Here is a 19,972-nt window from a genome sequence, read left to right on the forward strand (position 1 = left end):
GTGCGGGGGTGACGTGGCCGTTCGACTGGAGTTGCACGTGGCCGGGCGCATCGAAGACTACGCACTCATCGGAGACATGCAGACCGCGGCACTGGTCTGCCGGGACGGCACAGTGGACTGGCTGTGCCTGCCCCGCTTCGACTCGCATGCCATCTTCGCCGGCCTGCTGGGCACCGAGGAGCACGGCTTCTGGCGGCTCGGCCCGGCACACGCGGCCGACTCCCCGCCGCCCCGGGCCGCCCGGCGGACCTACCGCGGCGACTCGCTGATCCTGGAGTCGGAGTGGGACACCCCGCGCGGCACCGTGCGAGTGACCGATTTCATGCCCCCGCGTGACGGCGCGCCGCAGCTGATCCGGATCGTGGAGGGCGTCACCGGCCGGGTGCCGATGCGCTCGGCGCTCAGGATGCGGTTCTCCTACGGCCGGGTGGTGCCCTGGGTGCACAAGCACGAGGGACGCACCGTGGCGGTGGCGGGCCCCGACTCCGTGTGGTTCGACACGCAGGCCGAGACCTACGGAAAGTCGCTGACCACGTACGCCGACTTCACGGTCGCCCCGGGTGACCGGATGGCGTTCACCATCTCCTGGGAGCCCTCGCACAAGGAGCCGCCCGCGCTGCCCGAGCCTGAGCAGTCCCTGCAGGCGACGGAGGAGTTCTGGCGCGACTGGGTCGAGCACTGTACGTACCACGGTCCCTACCGTGAGGCGGTGGTCCGCTCCCTGATCACCCTCAAGGCGCTGACGTACGCGCCGACCGGCGGCATCGTCGCCGCGCCCACCACCTCCCTCCCGGAGGACATCGGCGGCGTCCGCAACTGGGACTACCGCTACACCTGGCTGCGGGACGCGGCGATCACCCTGTCCTCCCTCCTGCGCACCGGCTACCGCGAGGAGGCCCGTGCCTGGCGCGAGTGGCTGCTGCGCGCGGTCGCCGGCGACCCGGAGAACCTGCAGATCATGTACGGCATCGCCGGCGAGCGCGAGCTGGGCGAGGCCGAGCTGGACTGGCTGCCCGGCTACGAGGCCTCGGCCCCGGTCCGGGTCGGAAACGGCGCGGCGCACCAGCTCCAGCTGGACGTGTACGGCGAGGTCACCGAGGCCCTGCACCTGGCGCACATGACGGGCCTGGCCCGCAACGACTACGCCTCCCTCCTCCAGCTGAAGCTGATCCGCTATCTGGAGGACCACTGGCAGGAGCCGGACGAGGGCATCTGGGAGGTGCGCGGCCCGCGCCGGCACTTCGTGCACTCGAAGGTGATGGCCTGGGTGGCGGTGGACCGCACCATCAAGCTGATCGAGTCCGGGGACGCGGACGGCCCGCTGGAGCGCTGGAAGGAGCTGCGCGACGACATCCACCGGGACGTCTGCGAGAAGGGCTACGACCAGGAGCGCAACACCTTCACCCAGTCCTACGGCTCCAAGGAGCTGGACGCCTCGCTGCTGCTGATTCCGCAGATGGGCTTCCTGCCGCCGGACGACAAGCGGGTGATCGGCACCATCGAGGCGATCCAGCGCGAGCTGTCCACCTCGGACGGGTTCATCCTGCGCTACCCGACGGAGGGCCAGGACGAGGGCGTCGACGGCCTGCCCGGAGACGAGGGCGCCTTCCTGGCCTGCTCGTTCTGGATGGCGGACGACCTGGCGATGATCGGCCGGGTGGACGAGGCCCGCAAGCTGTTCGAGAAGCTCCTCGCGCTGCGCAACGACCTCGGCCTGCTCGCCGAGGAGTGGGACCCGCGCCTGCAGCGCCAGGTCGGCAACTTCCCGCAGGCCTTCAGCCACGTCCCGCTGATCGACACCGCACTGCGGCTGACGGCTTCGGGGGCCTACGGCGGCTGAAGGGGCTACGGGGTCGGGCTGGGGGGCGGGCTGGGGGTCCCGGCTCTGATGCCGTCGCCCCCTGACGCTTCCCGTACCGATTCCCCGGGCGTTTCCCGGGCCTACCGGATCGGAACCGGAGACAGAAAGCTCGTCGTGGCGGGCCTGCGGCGACCGGTGGACACTGAGGTCGGAACGGGCCGGCGGCACCCGGCTCCCCCTCTTCGAGCCGCGGAGGGCACCGGCCATCTCACCGAGTGGAGAGGGACCATGCGAGAGTTCCTGGTCGAGATCACCACCACGATCCCCGACGGCACCAGCCAGGACGAGGTCGGCCGGCGGCGGGCCGCCGAGGCGGTCCGCGCGAAGGAGCTGGCCGCCACCGGCAACCTGGCGCGGCTGTGGCGGCCGGTCGGGGAGCTGCGCAGCATCGGGATCTGGCGGGCCGCGGACGAGGTGGAGCTGCACGAGAAGGTGCTCGGCACGCTGCCGCTGCACCCGTGGATGACCACCATCACCGTCACCGCGCTCGAATCCCACCCCAACGACCCCGGCCGGGTGGACGGCCCCGCGTGAGTCGACCGTCGTTCCCCACGGAGCGGGCGGACGCTCCGCCCGCCTCGCCGCGGGCCTCTCCCTGAACGCAGGTCGCCCAGGCTGCGGCGGCACTCGCGAAGGGGGTCGCGGGAAGAGAGGTAGCAACGCCCGCGCCGTGCCCGGTCGGCCGTGCGCTCCTAGGCTGGGTGTGGACAGCAGCCCCTGTTCCGGAAGGGGGCGGTCGTGGCTCCCCTCTCCAAGGCGGGCGCGGCCCTCGCCGCCCTGCGCGAGGATCTGGCCGGTGACGTGTTCGCCCCGGGGGATCCGGGCTACGACGCGGCGCGTGCCGTCTTCAACGGGATGATCGACAAGCGCCCGGCCGTGATCGCACAGTGCGCGGACGCGTCCGACGTGGTCAGGGCGGTGCGCTTCGGTCGGGAGCTGGACCTGCACATCGCGGTGCGCGGCGGCGGGCACGGCGTGGCCGGCACGGCCCTGGGCGACGGCGCACTCGTGGTGGATCTGCGCCGGATGCACCGGGTGACCGTGGATCCGGCCGCCGAGGCGGTCCGGGTCGAGGGCGGGGCCACGATGAGCCGGCTGGACCGGGCCACCCAGCCGTACGGACTCGCGACCACCGGCGGCCGGGCCTCGACCACCGGCGTCGGCGGTTTCGTGCTGGGCGGCGGCACCGGCTGGCTGGACCGTGCCTTCGGCCTCGCCGTCGACAACCTCATCGGCGTGGAGCTGGTGACCGCCGACGCCGGGCGGGTGCACGCGAACGCCGACGAGAACCCCGAGCTGTTCTGGGCCCTGCACGGGGGCGGCGGCAACTTCGGCGTCGCCACCGCGCTCACCCTGGAGCTGCACGAGCTGCCGGAGTTCTCGGCCGCGTTCCTGCTGTACCGCCCGCAGCGGGGACCGGACGCGGTCCGCGCCTTCCGCGAGGTCATCACCGGCGGCCCCGACGAGGTGGGCGGAGCGGTGCTGTATCTGACCGGGCCGCCCCTGGAGTTCGTACCGGGACACCTGGTGGGCACGCTGCTGTGCGCGGCGCTGGTGACGTACACGGGCGGCGAGGAGGATCTGCGCAAGCTGGCCCGGCCGCTGCTGGCGCTGCCGCACGAGGCGGAGCTGGTCGGTGCGCTGCCCTACGTCGACCTCCAGCGCATGTTGGACCAGCCGCCGGGGCTGCGGAACCACTCGTCGGCGGAGTACCTGGGCGCTCTGCCCGACGAGCTGGTGGACGTCTTCTGCGCCCGCGCCGCGGACATGCCGGTGCCGACCTCCACCCAGCATCTCCTCCTCCCGCAGGGCGGGGCGGTCGCGGCCGGTCCGCACGCGTACCCGGTGCCGTACCGGGACGCGGCCTGGGCGGTGCATCCCTTCGCCGCCTGGGAGGATCCGGCCGACGACGAGCGCGCCGTCGCCTGGGTGCGGGACGTCCGCGCCGACGTCCGGCCGTGGAGCACCGGCGATGTGTACCTGAACTTCATCGGCGAGGAGGGCGCCGAGCGGGTGCGCGCGGGACTGGGCGCGGGGAACCTGCTGCGGCTGGAGAAGGTGAAGCGGGCCCACGACCCCGACAACGTGTTCCGCTTCAACCACAACATCCGGCCCGTGTAGCCGGAGGCACAGGCTGTCGTCGGCGGGTTTGCGCAGGTAGCGTCCGCTGCATGGACAGCGGTACGGAGAGCAGATTCGCCACTCAGGGCGCGGGGATCACCGTTCAGCGGGCGCTGGAGCTGCCGGGGCTGCGCAGCGGACTCCCGGAGATCGTGGCGGGCGCCGACCGGCTGGGACGCACGGTGCGCTGGGTGCACGCGGGCGAGGTGCCCAACATCGCCTCGCTGCTCAAGGGCGGCGAGCTGCTGCTCACCACCGGCTACGGCCTCGGCACCCGCCCGGCCGAGCAGCGGGCGTTCGTGCGCACGCTCGCCGAGCGCGGCATCGCGGCCCTGGTGGTGGAGCTGGGCCCGCGCTTCGCCCGGCTGCCCGCGGCCCTGGTGGACACGGCCCGCAGCGCGGGGCTGCCGCTGGTCCAGCTGCACCGCGAGGTGCCGTTCGTGACCGTCACCGAGGAGATCCACACCGAGATCGTCAACGGCCACTACGCGTTGCTCCAGCGGGCCGAGGAGGTGCACCGGCGGTGTACCGAGGCGCTGCTCGGCGGTGGCGGGGTCCCGCAGGTGCTGGGCATCCTGGCCGACTTCAGCGCCAACCCGGTGTTCCTGGAGACGGCGGACGGCCGGCTCCTGTACGCAGCCGGCTCCGGCCCCGAGGGCGCGGATCCGCTGCAGGTGTGGGAGGGGCTGCGCGGTCCGCACAAGGACGCGCCGCCGCCGGCCGGTTCGGTGCTGGTCGACGTGCCCGGCGGCGGTCCCGGGGCGGGGGCGGTACGGGGCCGCCTGGTGCTGCTGCCGGTGTGTTCGCCGCTGGCTCCGGTGCACCGGATCGCCGCCGAGCGGGCCGCGGGCATACTGGCCGTGGTGCTGATGCAGGCCCGGCAGGAGGAGGAGCTGGCGGCGCGCGGCCGCGGCGACTTCCTCACCGATCTCGCCGAGGGCCGGATCACGGCGGACGACGCTCCGGCCCAGGCCCGGGTCCTCGGTTTCAAGCCCGGCAACAGCCCGCTGCTTCCCGTGGTGATGCGTGTCGGGGACTCACTGTCCCCCGGCGGCAGCTGGGCGGTGCTGGCGCGCGCGGTGGCCGAGGAGCTGGCCTCGGTCGGGGTGCCGGTGCTGCTGGGCGTCAGGCCGGTCGAGGGCCGGGTCCCGGTGCTGCTCGGGCTGCGTTCGGAGTCGGAGCGCTCGGCGGTCGCGGACCGGGTGGCGGCGGCGCTGCGGGCGGGTGTCGAGCGGGCCGGGATGCAGCGTCCGGGGGCTCCGCCGCCAGTCGTGGTCGTCGGGGTGGCCGGCGGCTGGGCGGCCGCGTCGGCCGGGCTCAGGCACGCGGCGGAGACGGCGACGGCGGCCCAGGGCCTGACGGACCGCCCCTGGTACGACGCCCGCCGTCTGGACATCGACCTCCTGCTGTGGCGGCTGCGCGACCACCCGGACCTGGCGGCCTTCGTGGACCGTGCGATCGGCCCGCTGCGCGACCACGACCACCGCTCCAAGCCACCGCTGCTGCCGACCCTGGAGACCTACCTGGCGCACGCGGGCCGCAAGGCGGAGACCGCCCGCGAGCTGCACCTCAACCGCCAGACCCTGTACAACCGGCTCGCCCGGATCGGAGAGTTGCTGGGCACCGACCTCGACGACCCGCAGACGGTCCTGGCGTTGAGCCTCGCCCTGCGGGCACGACGGCACGCGCCCTAGGTGTGTTGTCCCGGGGGGCCGGCGATCCGGGGGCGCCCGCACGGCCGGACGCCGTTCGTGAGGCACCGCGTGCGGGCTCCTGGACGCTCCCGGACCGGCGTCAGGCCAGGGGGGTCGGCTGGGTCAACTCGTCGTAGACGCTGAGGACCTGGGCGACCGTCTCGTCCTCGGTCGGCCAGGTCGCGGTCTGCCGCACGCCCCGCTCGCGCAGCTCATCGCGCCGCACCGGGTCCGCGAGCAGCCGTACGACGGTGTCCGCGAGCCGGTCCGCGTCGCCGTACGGGACGAGTTCGGCCGCGTCGCCGACCAGGTCGGGGATGCCGCCGACGGCGGTCGCGACGAGCGGCACGCGCGCGTACAGCGCTTCCTGGGCGAGGACGGAACGCGACTCCCAGCTGCTGGTCAGCAGCGCCAGGTCGGCGGCCGCGAGCAGCTCGGGTACGTCCTCGCGCCGCCCGATGAGCCGTACCGGCAGCTCCTCGTCCTCGATCCGGCGCTGCAGCTCGGGCCGCAGCGGCCCCTCCCCCGCGACGGCGACGAGCGGGACGGGGTCGAGGTCCCGCCAGGCGCGGGCCGCGTCCAGCAGGACGTCGTAGCCGCGCTGCCGGTCGAGGGATCCGACGGCCAGGAGCAACGGGCGTCCGGTGGCGCCGAGTTCGGCGCGGAGCTTGTGCGGCCGGGCGTCGGGGTCGTCGTGGGACGGGGGGCCCGCCGCGCGGGCGGCGTCGAGAGCGGGCGAGGGCTGCTGTCGGCCGGGCAGGGTGACGGCCGCGAGCCGGGCGTCCCGTGCCCCCGTGCGACGGGCCCGGTCGACCAGGTCGGAGGTGGTGCCGAGGACCACGGCGGCCGTCCGCACCACGCGCCGCTCCAGCAGCCGCAGCAGATGCGCCCGGGCGCCCTGAGCCCGGGCGCGGTTGTGCCAGGTGACCACCAGCGGGGTGCTGCGCCCGCTGAGCGCGAGCACGGCGCGGAAGGAGGCGTGCAGCCCATGGGCGTGCACCAGGTCGGCGTCCGCACAGGCGGCCCGGAGCGCGGCCACGGAGGCCGGGTCGCTGCTGCGCGGGACGTGCACGTGGTCGGCGCCGGCCCCGCTGAAGTCGTAGGCGCGGTCGGCCTCGACGGGGGCGCACACCGTGACGCGCACACCCCGGGCGACGAGCCCCTCGGCCAGGGAGCGGACGTGCGCGCTGCTGCCGGCGTTGCCCCCACCCAGCACCTGCACGGTGCGCAGCGGCGACTGGCCGTGCGGTGCGTTGCTGCTCACGGGGCTCACGGGGGCCGGGGCTCCTGATTCGGCGCGGGCTGTCACGGAGAAACGTACAGAAGGCAGCGGGCGGAGGAGGGCGGAAGGAAGTAGCGCGCGCCTCCCACACGGACTGCGCTCGACCCGCCGTCCGCCTCGCGTTCTCTGCCAAGCATGCCAGGACGTACGGCCGTTCCGGGAAATCCGCGGAGGCGCACAGCGCGGCGGGCCGGAGCAGTGCGCCGGAGCACGTCACCCACAAGGGTGAAAACCATGGCAACGTGGCCGAACGGCCGGCGCACCCGTACCCCGAGGTCAGACGCCCGTGGCGGCCGCTCCCGGGCGCTCCCCGGTCCCCGCGCACCGCGCCCGCCGCCGACCCGACAGCGCGCAAGCCGTCCTGCGCGCCCCCGGCACGCAACCACTCGACTCCGGCACGCCGAACCTCGCCCCGGGGCAGGGGCCCGAGCCGGAACTCCAGCGGGGTGCCGCGCTTGCCGGGCCCAGAAGGGCCTAGAGGTCGGCCCTGGCCGTCGCCAGCAGTTCCTCCGCGTGTGCGCGCGCCGTCTCCGAGTCCTCCTGGCCGGCGAGCATCCGGGACAGCTCGCGCACCCGCTCCTCGCCCTCCAGGACCTTCACGCCGGAGCGGGTGACCGAGCCGTCGTTGGTCTTCTCGACCAGCAGCTGCCGGTCGGCGAAGGCGGCGACCTGCGGAAGGTGGGTGACGACCACGACCTGCGCGGTCCTGGCGAGCTTCGCCAGGCGCCGTCCGATCTCCACCGCGGCCTTGCCGCCGACACCGGCGTCGACCTCGTCGAAGAGGTACGTCGGCACCGGGTCCGTCCCCGCGAACACGACCTCCACGGCCAGCATCACTCGGGAGAGCTCGCCGCCGGAGGCGCCCTTGGCGATGGGCCGCGGCGGGGCGCCCGGGTGCGGTGCGAGCAGCAGCTCGACCTCGTCGACGCCGGAGGGCCCGTAGGCGACGGTGCGTCCGCCGACCTCGACGCCCTCCGGGTCCTCGGTCTGGCGGAGGTCGAAGGACACACGCGCGTGGGGCATCGCGAGCGAGGCCAGCTCGGCGGTGACCGCGGCGGCGAACCGCTCGGCGGCCTCCGTCCGCGCGTCCGTCAACGCCTGTGCCAGTGCGCCCAGTTCGGTGCTCAGCGCGTCCCGCTCGGCGGTCAGCTCCTCGATCCGGTCGTCGTCGCCGTCCAGCTCGGTCAGGCGCGCGGCGCTCTGCTCGGCCCAGGCGAGCACGGCGTTGATGTCGTCGCCGTACTTGCGCGTGAGGGTGGTGAGCGCGGCCCTGCGCTCCTCCACGGCGGCCAGCCGCAGCGGATCGGCGTCCAGGTCGTCGGCGTACCCGGCCAGCTCGCCGGCCACGTCACCGAGCAGGATCCCGATCTCGCCGATCCGGTCGGCGAGGGCGGAGAGGGCCGGATCGTGCGAGCGGACGGCCTCCAGGGCCCGGTGGGCGCCCGCGACGAGGGTCGAGGCGTCGATGCTCTCGGGGTCCTCGGGATTGCCCGCGAGAGCCGCGTGGGCGGCGGTGGCGGCGGACGACAGCGCCTCGGCGTGCCCGAGCCGCTCCGCCTCCTCGGCCAGCTCCGCGTCCTCCCCGGCCCGCGGCTCCACGGCGGCGATCTCGTCGAGCCCGTAGCGGAGCATGTCCGCTTCCTGGGCGCGCTCACGCGCGCGCGTGGTGATCTCCTCCACCTCGGCGGAGACGGCCCGCAGCCGACGGTAGGCCCCGGTGTACTTGGCGAGCGGCACGGCGACCGCGTCCCCGGCGTACCGGTCGAGCGCCTGCCGCTGCCGGGACAGCTTCAGCAGCCCCTGCTGGTCGGTCTGCCCGTGCACGGCCACCAGGTCGTCGGCCAGCTCGGCCAGCAGCCCCACGGGCACGCTGCGTCCGCCCAGGTGCGCCCGTGAGCGGCCCTCGGCGGACACGGTACGGCTGATCAGCAGGGCCCCGTCGTCCAGCTCGGCCCCCGCTTCCTCGGCGCGCACCAGTGCGGCGGTGTCGCGGGGGACGGCGATGCGCCCCTCCACGACCGCCTTCTCGGCCCCGATCCGCACGAGCGCCGGGTCAGCCCGCCCGCCGAGCAGCAGTCCCAGGCTGGTGACCACCATGGTCTTGCCGGCACCCGTCTCGCCGGTGACGGCGGTGAACCCCGGCGACAGCTCGACGACGGCATCGTCGATGACCCCGAGCGACCGTATCCGCATCTCCTCCAACACGGAACAGACCATACGAGGTCCGGGCGGGCGAGTGCACACGGCCCGCCCATGTCACTCCGGCGGGTGGTCCGCCGACGGGCCCGGCGCCGCATCGACGGTGGGCGCCGCCGCGCGGGCGCGAGAAGCCGTGAGCCCCCCGACACCCGCCGACGAAAGCGGACAAGCCACCACGAAGCGCTAGTGCGCCCCCCGCCACCCGTGCGTGGGCAGCGCGAACTTCGCCACGAGCCGGTCGGTGAAGGAGGAATGATGCAGCCGGGCCAGCCGCACCGGCACGGCTCCCCGCCGGACCTCCACCCGCGCCCCGGGCGGCAGCTCGATGGTCCGCCGCCCGTCGCACCAGAGAACCCCCGGCGGAATGTGCGGCAGAACCTCCACGGCGAGCACGGAGTCCGGCGAGGTCACCAACGGCTTGGCGAACAGCGCATGCGCGCTGATCGGCACCATCAGCAGGGCCTCCACCTCGGGCCACACCACGGGCCCGCCGGCCGAGAACGCGTACGCCGTGGACCCGGTCGGCGTCGACAGCACGATCCCGTCGCACCCGAAGGCGGTGACCGGCCGCCCGTCGATCTCCAGCACGACCTCTAGCATCTTCTCGGCGCCGGCCTTCTGCACGGCCGCCTCGTTCAGGGCCCAGTCGGTGTGCACGATGTCCCCGTTGCGGTGCACGACGACATCGACGGTCATCCGCTCCTCGACCTCGTACGACCGCGCCACCACGCGGTCGACCACCCGATCGAGGTCGTCCCGTTCAGCCTCCGCGAGGAATCCGACGCGCCCGAGGTTGACGCCGAGCATCGGCACCCCGGAGGCCCGCGCGAACTCGGCGCCACGCAGCAGGGTGCCGTCGCCGCCGAGCACGATCAGCAGCTCGCAGCCGTCCAGGCACTGCGGTGTCGCTTCCTTGACGAGTTGCACCTCGTCGGGCACCGGCAGGTCGCGCGCCTCCTCCTCCAGCACCCGCACCCCGATGCCGTGCCCCAGCAATCCCTTGACCACGAGTTCCGCACTGCGGATCGCCGCGGGACGCCCGGTGTGGGCGAGCAGGAAAACAGTACGCGCTCGGTTCTGTGTCAACGCGGCCCCTCCGCCACTGCTCGGTCGACGTCTGCCGGGTCCAGTTCGGGGGCACCGGCCCGCAACCAGAGAAAATACTCGACATTGCCCGAGGGACCCGGCAGCGGACTGGCGGTGACGGAACGCACCCCGAGCCCCAGCTCCCAGGCCTTCTCGGCCACCCCGCGCACGGCTTCCGCCCGCAGCTGCGGACTCCGTACGACACCCCCGCTGCCCAGCCTTTCCTTCCCCACTTCGAACTGCGGCTTGACCATCATCACCAGGTCGGCGTCCGGCTTCACGCACCGCTTCAGGGCGGGCAGCACCAGCCCGAGCGGAATGAAGGACAGATCGCCCACGACAAGATCCACAGGTTCCCCATCGATCGCCTCAAGCGTCAACTCGCGTACGTTCGTACGGTCCTTGACGGTGACGCGTTCATCGCTCTGCAGGGACCAGGCGAGTTGGCCGTATCCGACGTCCACGGCGACGACGTGCGCGGCGCCCGCGCGCAGCAGGACGTCGGTGAAGCCGCCGGTGGACGCGCCGGCGTCCAGGGCGCGGCGACCCTCGACGACGAGCCCCTGCGGCACGAACACCTCCAGCGCGCCGGCGAGCTTGTGGCCGCCCCGGGAGACGTAGTCCGGGTCGCTGTCGTCGCCCTGGACGACGATGGCGGCGGCGGTGTCCACCTGCGTGGCAGGCTTGGTCGCCACGGTCCTGCCGACGGTGACCCGCCCTGCGGCGATCAGCTGGCTGGCGTGCTCGCGCGAGCGCGCGAGCTTCCGGCGGACCAGCTCCGCATCCAGACGGCGGCGTGCGACTCCTGCCACGTTCGGTTCAGCTCCTGCTCTGATACGACATTCCGAAGGATGTGACCCAAAGGGTCTCATCGAGGGGCGGCGGCCGGGTGACGGCCGGGAACCGGAGGTCCCGGGCGGGCGTCGAGCGCGGTGAGCGCGTCGCGCAGCCCCCCGTGTACATCCTCGTACACCTCGACGTGCCCGTCGGTGGCGAGGTGGTCGGTGTCGGCCAACCGCTGCAACTGGGCGTCCACCTCGGCGTTGCCGGTGGGCGTGCGCGGCACGTTCAGGGGCGCCGGGGCGGCGGGGTCGGACTCGGGCTCGGCCGCTGTGACGATCACGGCCTGGGACACGGACTCGCTCATGCCCAGACGCTACCCCGAACCGCTGGGGTACCGTCGTGCGCGATGGCCACGATCGAGGAGTGCCGCGCCGCACTGGGAAAGCTCTCGGACAACATGCAGGGCGTCGAGGGCGACGTCCGCGCGGCCGCCGCCCTGGACCGCTCGGTGAGCTGTCACATCACCGACCTGGACGTCACCTTCGCCGGCCGGCTGACCGGCGGCCGGATCGAGGTGGAGGAGACCCTCCCCGGACCTCCGCGCGACAAGGCCCGGATCAGACTCGCCATGGCCGGGGACGACCTGGTGGCCCTGGTGGGCGGCGACCTGAACTTCGCCACCGCCTGGGGCTCGGGCCGGGTGAAGCTGGAGGCGAGCCTGCTGGACCTGTTCCGGCTCAGGAAGCTGCTGTAGCGGCGCCCTCCCGGGCGGCGGTACGAGCCTTCCTGGCGGCCGGGACCACCAGCGGCGTGCCCGTCTCGGGGTCGTCGATGACCTGGCAGCGCAGCCCGAAGACCTCCTCGACCAGCTCGGCCGTCACGATGTCGTCGGGAGCGCCCTCGGCGATCACGCGGCCGCCGCGCAGGGCGATGAGATGGGTGGCGTACCGCGCGGCGTGGTTGAGGTCGTGCAGGACGGCGACCAGGGTGCGGCCCTGGGTCTCGTGCAGTTCGGCGCACAGGTCGAGGACGTCGATCTGGTGCTGGATGTCCAGGTAGGTGGTCGGCTCGTCCAGGAGCAGCAGCGGGGTCTGCTGGGCGAGCGCCATGGCGATCCACACGCGCTGACGCTGGCCGCCGGACAGCTCGTCCACGTACCGGTCGGCGAGTTCGGCGACGCCCGTCTGCGCCATGGACTCCTGCACGATGCGCTCGTCCTCGGCGGACCACTGCCGCAGGACGCCCTGGTGCGGATAGCGGCCTCGGCCCACCAGGTCGGCGACCGTGATGCCGTCCGGCGCGATGGACGACTGCGGCAGCAGGCCCAGCGTGCGGGCGACCTTCTTCGCGGGCATCGACTGGATGACCTGCCCGTCGAGCAACACCCGGCCCTGGCTGGGCCTGAGCATCCGGGACAGGGCCCGCAGGAGCGTCGACTTGCCGCACGCGTTCGGGCCGACGATCACCGTGAAGGAGTTGTCCGGGATCTGCACCGACAGCTGTTCGGCGATGACGCGCTGGTCGTAGGCGAGGGTGACGTTCTCGGCGGACAGGCGGTTCACAGTGCTCCTTCGGGTGTTCTTGATCGCTGTCGCCGAGCCGCTCGCGGCCGGCTCGCCCGCGCCGCTCATATCCGGCCCGCCCTGCGCTCGGTGACCAGCAGCCACAGCAGATAGCCGCCGCCCAGGACGCCGGTGACCACGCCCACGGGCAGCTGGTCGGCGCCGAACACGCGCTGCGATGCCCAGTCGGCGGCGACCAGCAGGGTGGCGCCCATGCAGAGGGACGGCACGAGGTTCGGCCCGGGCGAGCGGGTCAGGCGCCGGGCGAGCTGCGGCGCCGTCAGCGCCACGAAGCCGACCGGTCCCGCGGCGGCGGTGGCGGCCGAGGTGAGCAGGACGGCGCAGACCATCAGCAGCAGCCGTACGCGCTGCACACGCACCCCCAGGGCGCCGGCGACGTCGTCGCCCATCTCCATCATCCTCAGGCCGCGTGCGTGGACGAGGACCAGCGGGACGAGGACGGCGCACAGCCACAGCAGCGGCCAGACCTGGTCCCAGTCGCGGCCGTTGAGGGAGCCGGTCATCCACACCACCGCGCGGGCCGCGTCGACCAGGTCCGCCTTGGTGAGCAGGTAGCCGTTGACCGCCGTGACGATCGCGGAGACGCCGATGCCGACGAGGACCAGCCGGTATCCGTGCACGCCCTGCTTCCAGGCGAGGAGATAGATCGCCAGGCCGGTCACCAGCCCGCCGATCAGCGCGCCGACCGTGACCTGGGCGGCGCCGCCGGACATCAGCACGATCACGACCAGTGCGCCTGCCGTCGAGCCCTGCGAGAGGCCCAGCACGTCCGGGCTGCCCAGCGGATTGCGCGAGACCGCCTGGAACAGCGCGCCGCCCAGGCCCAGCGAGGCACCGACCAGCAGGCCGACCAGGACGCGCGGCAGCCGCAGCTCGTTGACGATGAAGTCCTGGTAGGCGGTGCCGTTTCCGGCCAGTGTGTCGACGACGTCGAGGGCCGGGATCTTCGCGTCGCCGGTGCCGATCAGTGCCACGCCGGCGGCGAGCGCGGCGGCCAGCAGCAGGACGACGACGATCAGCGCGCGCACGTCCAGGCGCAGCGAGAGCCCGCCAGGGGCGCGTACGGCACGGCTTCGGGAGTGTGTCGTCACAGCTGGGCCGTCCTGCGCCGTCGTACGAGATGGACGAAGACCGGGCCGCCGATGATCGCGGTGACGATGCCGACCTGCAGCTCCGAGGGGCGGGCGACGACCCGCCCGACGACATCGGCGCCGAGCAGCAGCACGGGCGACAGAACGGTCGCGTACGGCAGGATCCAGCGCAGGTCGGGGCCGGTGAAGGAGCGCACGACGTGCGGGACCATCAGGCCGACGAAGACGATCGGACCGCAGGCGGCGGTCGCGGCACCGCACAGCACGGTGGCGGCCAGCATGGCGAGGGCGCGGGTGCGGTTGAGGTTCGCTCCGAGGGCGCGGGCGGTGTCGTCACCCATCGCGACGGCGTTCAGCGGCCGAGCCAGCGCGAGCGCGAGGACCGTGCCGGCGACGAGGAACGGCAGCACCTGCATGATGGTCGAGTCCGTGGCCGAGGCCAGCGAACCCACCGTCCAGAAGCGCATCCTGCCCAGCGCCGCGTCGTCCGTGATCATCACGGCCTGCAGATAGCCGTAGAGCGCGGCACTGATCGCCGTACCGGCGAGCGCCAGCCGCACCGGTGTGGCGCCCCGGCTGCCGCCGAGGAACCAGACCAGCGCGCCGACCGCCGCCGCACCCGCGAAGGCGAACCACACGTAGCCGGTGAGGCTGGTGACGCCGAGATAGGTGATGGCCGTGACGACGGCGGCGGAGGCGCCCGCGTTGATGCCGAGCAGCCCGGGGTCGGCCAGCGGATTGCGGGTGAGCGCCTGCAGCAGCGCCCCGGACAGGCCGAGCGCGGCGCCGGCCAGCAGACCGAGGAGCGTGCGCGAGAGCCGCTCGTCGACGACGACGTCGGCGTACGTGCCCGTGTCGTGGAAGAGACCGTGCCAGACCTGGTCCGGCGACAGGGCTTTGGCTCCGATCGCGATGCTCGTCACGGCGACGAGCACCAGGATCGCGAGGGAGAGGAGGAGCCCAAGTGCCCGCACCGCCCGGCGGGTTGGGGGCGCGGGGGCGGTCTCCGCGCGCTGTTCCGGAGGACTGTCGACCAACACGAGGTTAGGTTAGCCTACCCTCGCATGTGAACTCGATCCGGAGGCCATCGAGAAGTCGGGAAAGCCGGCGCAGGCGTAGCGGCAGCGGCAGCGGCCTGCGCACTCGCCGAAGGCCCAGGGTCCACCGAGAACTCGATCCGGAGGCCGCCGAGAACCCGAGCCGGAGGCATCCGGAAAGTCGAGCCCGAGGCCGCCGAGCAGTCGAGCCGGAGGCAACCGAGGACACGATCCGGAGGCCGCCGAACGGTCGGGCCCTTGGCCGCCGAGCAGTCGAGCCCGGGCGCCTGTGCTCAGAGCCCGAGCCGCGCCAGCGCCTTCCCTCCCTCCAGCCCGCAGGCACCGTCCCCGGCCGCCGTCCAGGCCGCCGCGCACAGCGCCCGCAGCCCGTCGAGGGCCTCGCCGTCGCCCTCCAGCTCCAGCCGGTCGGCCCCGGCCGCCGCCGTCCAGCCCCCGCAGCGGAACCCGTCACCCTCCTGGGTGATCTCCGGCTGGCCGGTGAGCATCCCCCGCAGATCGGCATCCACGTAGGTCGGCCGGTGCTGCGGCGGCGCGGCGAGCAGCTGGCGGCCGTCCGTGACACCGGTGAGCACCAGCAGCGAGTCCACCCGGCCGTTGAACGCGCCCTCGATGTCCGTGTCGAGCCGGTCCCCGACCACCAGGGGCCGCTCCGCGCCCGTGCGCAGGATCGTCTCCCGGTGCATCGGCGGCAGCGGCTTGCCCGCCACCTGCGGCTCGGCGCCCGTCGCGATCCGTACGACCTCCACGGCCGCGCCGTTGCCCGGAGCGATGCCCCGGCCGCTGGGAATCGTCAGGTCGGTGTTGGAGGCGAACCACGGCACCCCACGCGCCACCGCGTACGACGCCTCGGCGAATCGGCCCCACGTCAGATCGGGCCCGCCGTACCCCTGGACCACCGCCGCCGGATCGTCGTCCGCCGAATCCACCGGGGTCAGACCCCGCTCGCGCAGCGCCACCCGCAGCCCCTCACCACCGATCACCAGCACCCGCGCACCGGCCGGTACCTGCTCGCTGATCAGCCGCGCGACCGCCTGCGCCGACGTGATGACGTCGTCCGCCCCCGTCGGTATCCCCAGCTCTGTCAGATGCTGCGCCACCGCGTCCGGCGTCCGCAGCGCGTTGTTGGTGACGTAGGCCAGATGCATCCCACCCGCACGGGCGCGGGCCAGCGAGTCGACGGCGTACGCGATCGCGTTCCCGCCCGCGTACACCACCCCGTCCAGGTCGAGCAGCGCCGTGTCGTACGCCTCGCTCAGGGGCTGTCCACTGCCCTCGGGCCTCGTCCTGACGCCCTGGCTCATTCCGCATCGCTCCTCGGTCGACCGTGTTTCCCCCGATCATCCCGCACACCACTGACACACGTACGATGCCGGGATGAACACTGCAGGTCACTCGGAAGCAACGGAGCGCCGAGGCCTGGAACTCACACCGTTCCGAGGCCTCCGGTACGACCCCGACCGGGTCGGCAGCCTCGCCGCCGTCACCTCCCCTCCCTACGACGTCGTCGTACGCCCAGACGGCCTGCACCACCTCCAATCGGCCGATCCGCACAACATCGTCCGGCTGATCCTTCCCCAGGCCGACACGCCCAGCGCCCGCAACGAACAGGCCGCGGACACACTGCGCCGCTGGCTCGCCGAGGGCATCCTGACCACCGACCCGGAACCCGCCCTGTACGTGTACGAGCAGCGGGACGGCGACGGCATGCTCCAGCGCGGCGTCATCGGCGCTCTACGCGTGTCAGACCCCTCGGACGGCGTAGTGCTGCCGCACGAGGACGTCATGCCCCCGGTGGTGGCCGACCGCGCGGCCCTGATGCGCGCCACGCGCGCCAATCTCGAACCCCTTCTGCTGACCTACCACGGCAACGGCGCGGCGGCCGAGGTGGTCGAACGCACGGCCGAGCAGCCCCCGCTGCTGGCCACCACCACCGAGGACGGCTTCCACCACAGCCTCTGGGCGGTCACCGATCCCGCGGACGTGGCCCTCATCCAGTCCGACCTGGCCCACCAGCAGGCCCTCATCGCCGACGGCCACCACCGCTGGGCCACCTACCGGGAGCTGCGTACCGAGCACCCCTCTCCCAGCCCCTGGGACCACGGCCTGGTCCTCCTGGTCGACACCGCGCGCTACCCCCTGCGCGTCCGCGCCATCCACCGCCTGCTGCACGGCCTGCCGGTCGCTCAGGCGCTGGCGGCCCTGGAGGGCCGGTTCCGGGTCCAGCACCTGGCGGCGCCGCTGCCCAAGGCCCTGGAGGCGCTGGCGGACGCAACGTGCACGGGCAACGCCTTCCTGCTGGCCGGTGACGGCGCCTTCCACCTGATCGACCGCCCCGACCCGGACCTGCTGGCCCGGACGATCCCCGAGGACCGTCCGGCCGCCTGGCGCTCCCTGGACGCCACCGTCCTGCACGCCACGCTCCTCGAACACGTCTGGAACGTCCCCGAGGACTCCCCCGCCCACATCGCCTACATCCACGACACGGCCGCCACGGTCGCGAAGGCGGAGCGCGACGGCGGCACGGCCGTCCTGATGCACCCCGTGCGCGAGGACGTCGTCCGCGATCTGGCCCGTCAGGGCGTGACGATGCCCCGCAAGTCGACGTCGTTCGGCCCGAAGCCGGCGTCGGGGCTGGTGCTGCGGGCGCTGGAGTTCTGAGCCCGCGCCCGGGCGCGCGAAAGGCCCCGGACATGCGAAAGGGCGGGACCGTCAGGTCCCGCCCTTCGCCTTTTCCAGTTCCGTCGGATCCGGCAGGCATGCCGGATCTGACGGAACTGACAGAACTGACCTACCTGCCAGGGGTCACCGTCATCCGGTCACCGGCTCGCCTCAGGCCTTGCCGTCCTGCGCGGGGATACCGTCCGAGTCGCCGCTCTTCTCGCGCTCGCCCGCACTCTCCGACTCAGCCTCGGCCTCGGCCTCGTCATCGTCATCGGCTTCGGCTTCGGCTTCGGCTTCGGCTTCGTGCGCGACGGCAGCATCGTCCTCGGCCACGACCTCGGCGTCGGCGTCGGCGTCGGCGGTGCCCTTGTCCTCGGCGTCGGCGTCGACGGTGCCCTTGTCCTCGGCGTCGGCCACGGCCTCGACATCGGCCTCGGCCTGGGCCACGTCATCGTCCTCGTCGAGGGCGTCGACGAACTCCACGCCGTCCAGCTCGGCGAGCCGGTCGGAGGCGTCCGTGCTGCCGTCCCGGTCCGCCTCGACGGCCTTGGCGAACCACTCGCGCGCCTCGTTCTCCCGGCCTACGGCCAGCAGGGCGTCGGCGTAGGCGTAGCGCAGGCGCGCGGTCCAGGGCTGGACCGAGTGGGAAGCCAGCTCGGGGCTCTGCAGGGTCACAATGGCCGCGTCCAGCTGCCCCATGTCCCGTCGGGCCCCGGCCGCGACGAGCCGCATCTCGACCTGCCCGGCCTTGTCCAGCTTGTGCACCTCGGGGGTGCCGGCCATGTCCAGCGCCTTCTCCGGCCGTCCGAGACCGCGCTCGCAGTCGGCCATCATCGGCCACAGATCCACGGTGCCGGTCATGCGCCGCGCGGCACGGAACTCGGCGAGGGCCTCCGAATACTTCTGGTTGGCGTACGCGGCGAACCCGGCAGCCTCGCGCACGGCGGCCACACGGGACGCCAGGCGCAGGGCCACCCTGGAGTAGCCGTACGCGCCCTCGGGGTCCTCGTCGATGAGCCGGGCGACCATCACCAGGTTCTTGGCGACGTCCTCGGCGAGCGTCTTGGGCAGGCTCTGCAGCTCCTGCCGGACGTCCTTGTCGATCTCGTCGCCTGTGACGTCCTCCGGGATCGGCAGCCGCTTGATCGGCTCGCGGTCTCGGTCCCGGTCACGCTCGTCCCGGAAACCGCCACCGCCACGCCGGTCATCGCGGCCACGGAAGCCACCGCCCGGGCGCCCGCCACGGTCATCACGGCGGTCGTCGCGGCGCGGGCCACGGCCCCGGTCGTCACGGCCGCGGAAACCGCCACGATCGCCGCGCTCACCACGGTCGTCACGGCCACGGAATCCACCGCGGTCACCACGGCTGTCCTCCCGGCGGAAACCACCACGGTCGTCGCCTCGCCGGTCGTCACGGCGGTCATCACGCCGGTCATCACGCCGGTAGGTGGGACGGTCACCGCCACGGTCATCACGCCGGTCGTCACGGCGGTCATCACGCCGGTCATCACGCCGGTAGGTGGGACGGTCACCGCCACGGTCATCACGCCGGTCGTCACGCCGGTCGTCACGGCGGTAGGTGGGACGGTCGCCACCACGGTCATCACGCCGGTCGTCACGCCGGTCGTCACGGCGGTAGGTGGGACGGTCGCCACCACGGTCATCACGCCGGTCGTCACGCCGGTCATCGCGGCGGTAGGTGGGACGGTCATCACGCCGGTCGTCACGCCGGTAGGTGGGACGGTCGCCGCCGCGGTCATCACGGCGGTCGTCACGCCGGTAGGTGGGGCGGTCGCCGCCACGGTCGTCACGGCGGAAGCCACGGTCACCGCGGTCGTCCCGGCGCGGCCCACGGTCACGGTCGTCGCGCTGGAACGCCGGACGGGAACCACGGTCGCCCTCACGACGGTCGTCCCGACGGCCGTAGCCACCACCACGGTTGTCATCACGGCGGTCATCACGACGGAAGCCGCCGCGGTCACCACGGTCATCACGGCGGTCGTCACGGCGGTAGGTGGGGCGGTCGCCGCCACGGTCGTCACGGCGGAAGCCACGGTCACCGCGGTCGTCCCGGCGCGGCCCACGGTCACGGTCGTCGCGCTGGAACGCCGGACGGGAACCACGGTCGCCCTCACGACGGTCGTCCCGACGGCCGTAGCCACCACCACGGTTGTCATCACGGCGGTCATCACGACGGAAACCGCCGCGGTCACCGCGGTCGCCGTGGCCACCACCGCGGTTGTCATCGCGCCGGCCGTAGCCACCGCGGTCGTTGTCGCGACGGAAGCCGCCACGGTCGTTACGGTCACCAGTGTCCCGTCGCCGCTGGTCGCGCTCCGGTCGGTCCTCGGGCGAGTTGGTGGACATGGGTGACTCCTGTCTTCGGTACCGCAAGCATTGTAAAAACAAAAGGACCCCTGGTCCCAGCTGAACGCTGGGACCAGGGGTCCTCCAAAGATTGTTCGGCGGCGTCCTACTCTCCCACAGGGTCCCCCCTGCAGTACCATCGGCGCTGTGAGGCTTAGCTTCCGGGTTCGGAATGTAACCGGGCGT

The 19,972-nt window shown here is 73.2% G+C and carries 16 protein-coding genes and 1 rRNA gene; 6 read left to right on the forward strand and 11 right to left on the reverse strand.

The annotated features are described in order from the left end of the window. The first annotated feature begins 37 nt into the window (after positions 1 to 37). From ACFZCP_RS38065 to ACFZCP_RS38080, 4 genes are all read left to right on the forward strand, one after another. Positions 38 to 1,840, forward strand: coding sequence for a glycoside hydrolase family 15 protein (locus ACFZCP_RS38065; RefSeq protein WP_391438377.1), 1,803 nt, complete (start codon positions 38 to 40; stop codon positions 1,838 to 1,840). Between the two features lie 249 nt (positions 1,841 to 2,089). After that, positions 2,090 to 2,395, forward strand: a complete 306-nt coding sequence (locus ACFZCP_RS38070) for a muconolactone Delta-isomerase family protein (RefSeq protein ID WP_391438309.1) — start codon at positions 2,090 to 2,092, stop codon at positions 2,393 to 2,395. A gap of 204 nt (positions 2,396 to 2,599) precedes the next feature. Next, positions 2,600 to 3,982, forward strand: coding sequence for an FAD-binding protein (locus ACFZCP_RS38075; RefSeq protein ID WP_391438312.1), 1,383 nt, complete (start codon positions 2,600 to 2,602; stop codon positions 3,980 to 3,982). 50 nt (positions 3,983 to 4,032) lie between these two features. Beyond that, positions 4,033 to 5,676 carry a PucR family transcriptional regulator ligand-binding domain-containing protein gene (locus ACFZCP_RS38080; protein WP_391438315.1) on the forward strand — a complete coding sequence of 548 codons (1,644 nt, stop codon included), beginning with the start codon at positions 4,033 to 4,035 and terminating at the stop codon, positions 5,674 to 5,676. A gap of 100 nt (positions 5,677 to 5,776) precedes the next feature. Here the strand turns inward: ACFZCP_RS38080 and ACFZCP_RS38085 are convergent, their stop codons facing one another. From ACFZCP_RS38085 to ACFZCP_RS38105, 5 genes are all read right to left on the reverse strand, one after another. After that, on the reverse strand, positions 5,777 to 6,949 hold the full coding sequence (locus ACFZCP_RS38085) for a glycosyltransferase (protein ID WP_391438318.1): 1,173 nt from the start codon (positions 6,947 to 6,949) through the stop codon (positions 5,777 to 5,779). 483 nt (positions 6,950 to 7,432) lie between these two features. Then, on the reverse strand, positions 7,433 to 9,175 hold the full coding sequence (gene recN, locus ACFZCP_RS38090) for a DNA repair protein RecN (protein WP_391438321.1): 1,743 nt from the start codon (positions 9,173 to 9,175) through the stop codon (positions 7,433 to 7,435). 165 nt (positions 9,176 to 9,340) lie between these two features. Beyond that, positions 9,341 to 10,243 (reverse strand): NAD kinase, encoded by a 903-nt coding sequence (locus ACFZCP_RS38095; RefSeq protein WP_391438326.1) that lies wholly within the window; start codon positions 10,241 to 10,243, stop codon positions 9,341 to 9,343. Beyond that, the gene (locus ACFZCP_RS38100) at positions 10,240 to 11,055 is read right to left on the reverse strand and encodes a TlyA family RNA methyltransferase (protein WP_362696112.1); all 816 of its coding nucleotides are present in this window, start codon (positions 11,053 to 11,055) and stop codon (positions 10,240 to 10,242) included. Before ACFZCP_RS38100 ends, ACFZCP_RS38095 begins: the two co-directional genes overlap by 4 nt. A 56-nt stretch (positions 11,056 to 11,111) precedes the next feature. Further along, positions 11,112 to 11,390 carry a hypothetical protein gene (locus ACFZCP_RS38105; RefSeq protein WP_391438331.1) on the reverse strand — a complete coding sequence of 93 codons (279 nt, stop codon included), beginning with the start codon at positions 11,388 to 11,390 and terminating at the stop codon, positions 11,112 to 11,114. A gap of 42 nt (positions 11,391 to 11,432) precedes the next feature. Between ACFZCP_RS38105 and ACFZCP_RS38110 the strand changes: the two genes are divergently transcribed. Beyond that, positions 11,433 to 11,780 (forward strand): sterol-binding protein, encoded by a 348-nt coding sequence (locus ACFZCP_RS38110; RefSeq protein WP_391438334.1) that lies wholly within the window; start codon positions 11,433 to 11,435, stop codon positions 11,778 to 11,780. Here ACFZCP_RS38110 and ACFZCP_RS38115 read toward each other — a convergent pair. The 4 genes from ACFZCP_RS38115 to ACFZCP_RS38130 form a co-directional block, all read right to left on the reverse strand. Further along, positions 11,764 to 12,657, reverse strand: coding sequence for an ATP-binding cassette domain-containing protein (locus ACFZCP_RS38115; protein ID WP_391438337.1), 894 nt, complete (start codon positions 12,655 to 12,657; stop codon positions 11,764 to 11,766). The genes ACFZCP_RS38110 and ACFZCP_RS38115 overlap by 17 nt on opposite strands. Next, complete coding sequence (locus tag ACFZCP_RS38120; protein WP_391438339.1) at positions 12,654 to 13,700, reverse strand: iron chelate uptake ABC transporter family permease subunit; 1,047 nt, start codon at positions 13,698 to 13,700, stop codon at positions 12,654 to 12,656. The genes ACFZCP_RS38115 and ACFZCP_RS38120 overlap by 4 nt, the downstream gene beginning before the upstream one ends. Continuing rightward, a complete protein-coding gene (locus ACFZCP_RS38125) occupies positions 13,697 to 14,740 on the reverse strand; it encodes an iron chelate uptake ABC transporter family permease subunit (protein WP_391438343.1) in 1,044 nt (347 codons plus the stop codon). Before ACFZCP_RS38125 ends, ACFZCP_RS38120 begins: the two co-directional genes overlap by 4 nt. A 290-nt stretch (positions 14,741 to 15,030) precedes the next feature. Beyond that, the gene (locus ACFZCP_RS38130) at positions 15,031 to 16,059 is read right to left on the reverse strand and encodes an HAD-IIA family hydrolase (RefSeq protein ID WP_391438347.1); all 1,029 of its coding nucleotides are present in this window, start codon (positions 16,057 to 16,059) and stop codon (positions 15,031 to 15,033) included. A gap of 73 nt (positions 16,060 to 16,132) precedes the next feature. Between ACFZCP_RS38130 and ACFZCP_RS38135 the strand changes: the two genes are divergently transcribed. Continuing rightward, the gene (locus tag ACFZCP_RS38135; RefSeq protein ID WP_391438349.1) at positions 16,133 to 17,416 is read left to right on the forward strand and encodes a DUF1015 family protein; all 1,284 of its coding nucleotides are present in this window, start codon (positions 16,133 to 16,135) and stop codon (positions 17,414 to 17,416) included. A gap of 171 nt (positions 17,417 to 17,587) precedes the next feature. On the opposite strand, the gene ACFZCP_RS38140 is transcribed toward ACFZCP_RS38135, so the two are convergent. Together ACFZCP_RS38140 and rrf are read right to left on the reverse strand one after the other, a co-directional pair. Next, entirely contained in the window at positions 17,588 to 18,565 is a 978-nt protein-coding gene (locus ACFZCP_RS38140) for a hypothetical protein (RefSeq protein WP_391438379.1), read from the reverse strand. Between the two features lie 1,314 nt (positions 18,566 to 19,879). Then, a 5S ribosomal RNA gene (gene rrf, locus ACFZCP_RS38145) occupies positions 19,880 to 19,972 on the reverse strand; the annotation flags it as partial.

Source organism: Streptomyces sp. NPDC007971 (assembly GCF_042958635.1).
Classification (GTDB): Bacteria; Actinomycetota; Actinomycetes; order Streptomycetales; family Streptomycetaceae; genus Streptomyces.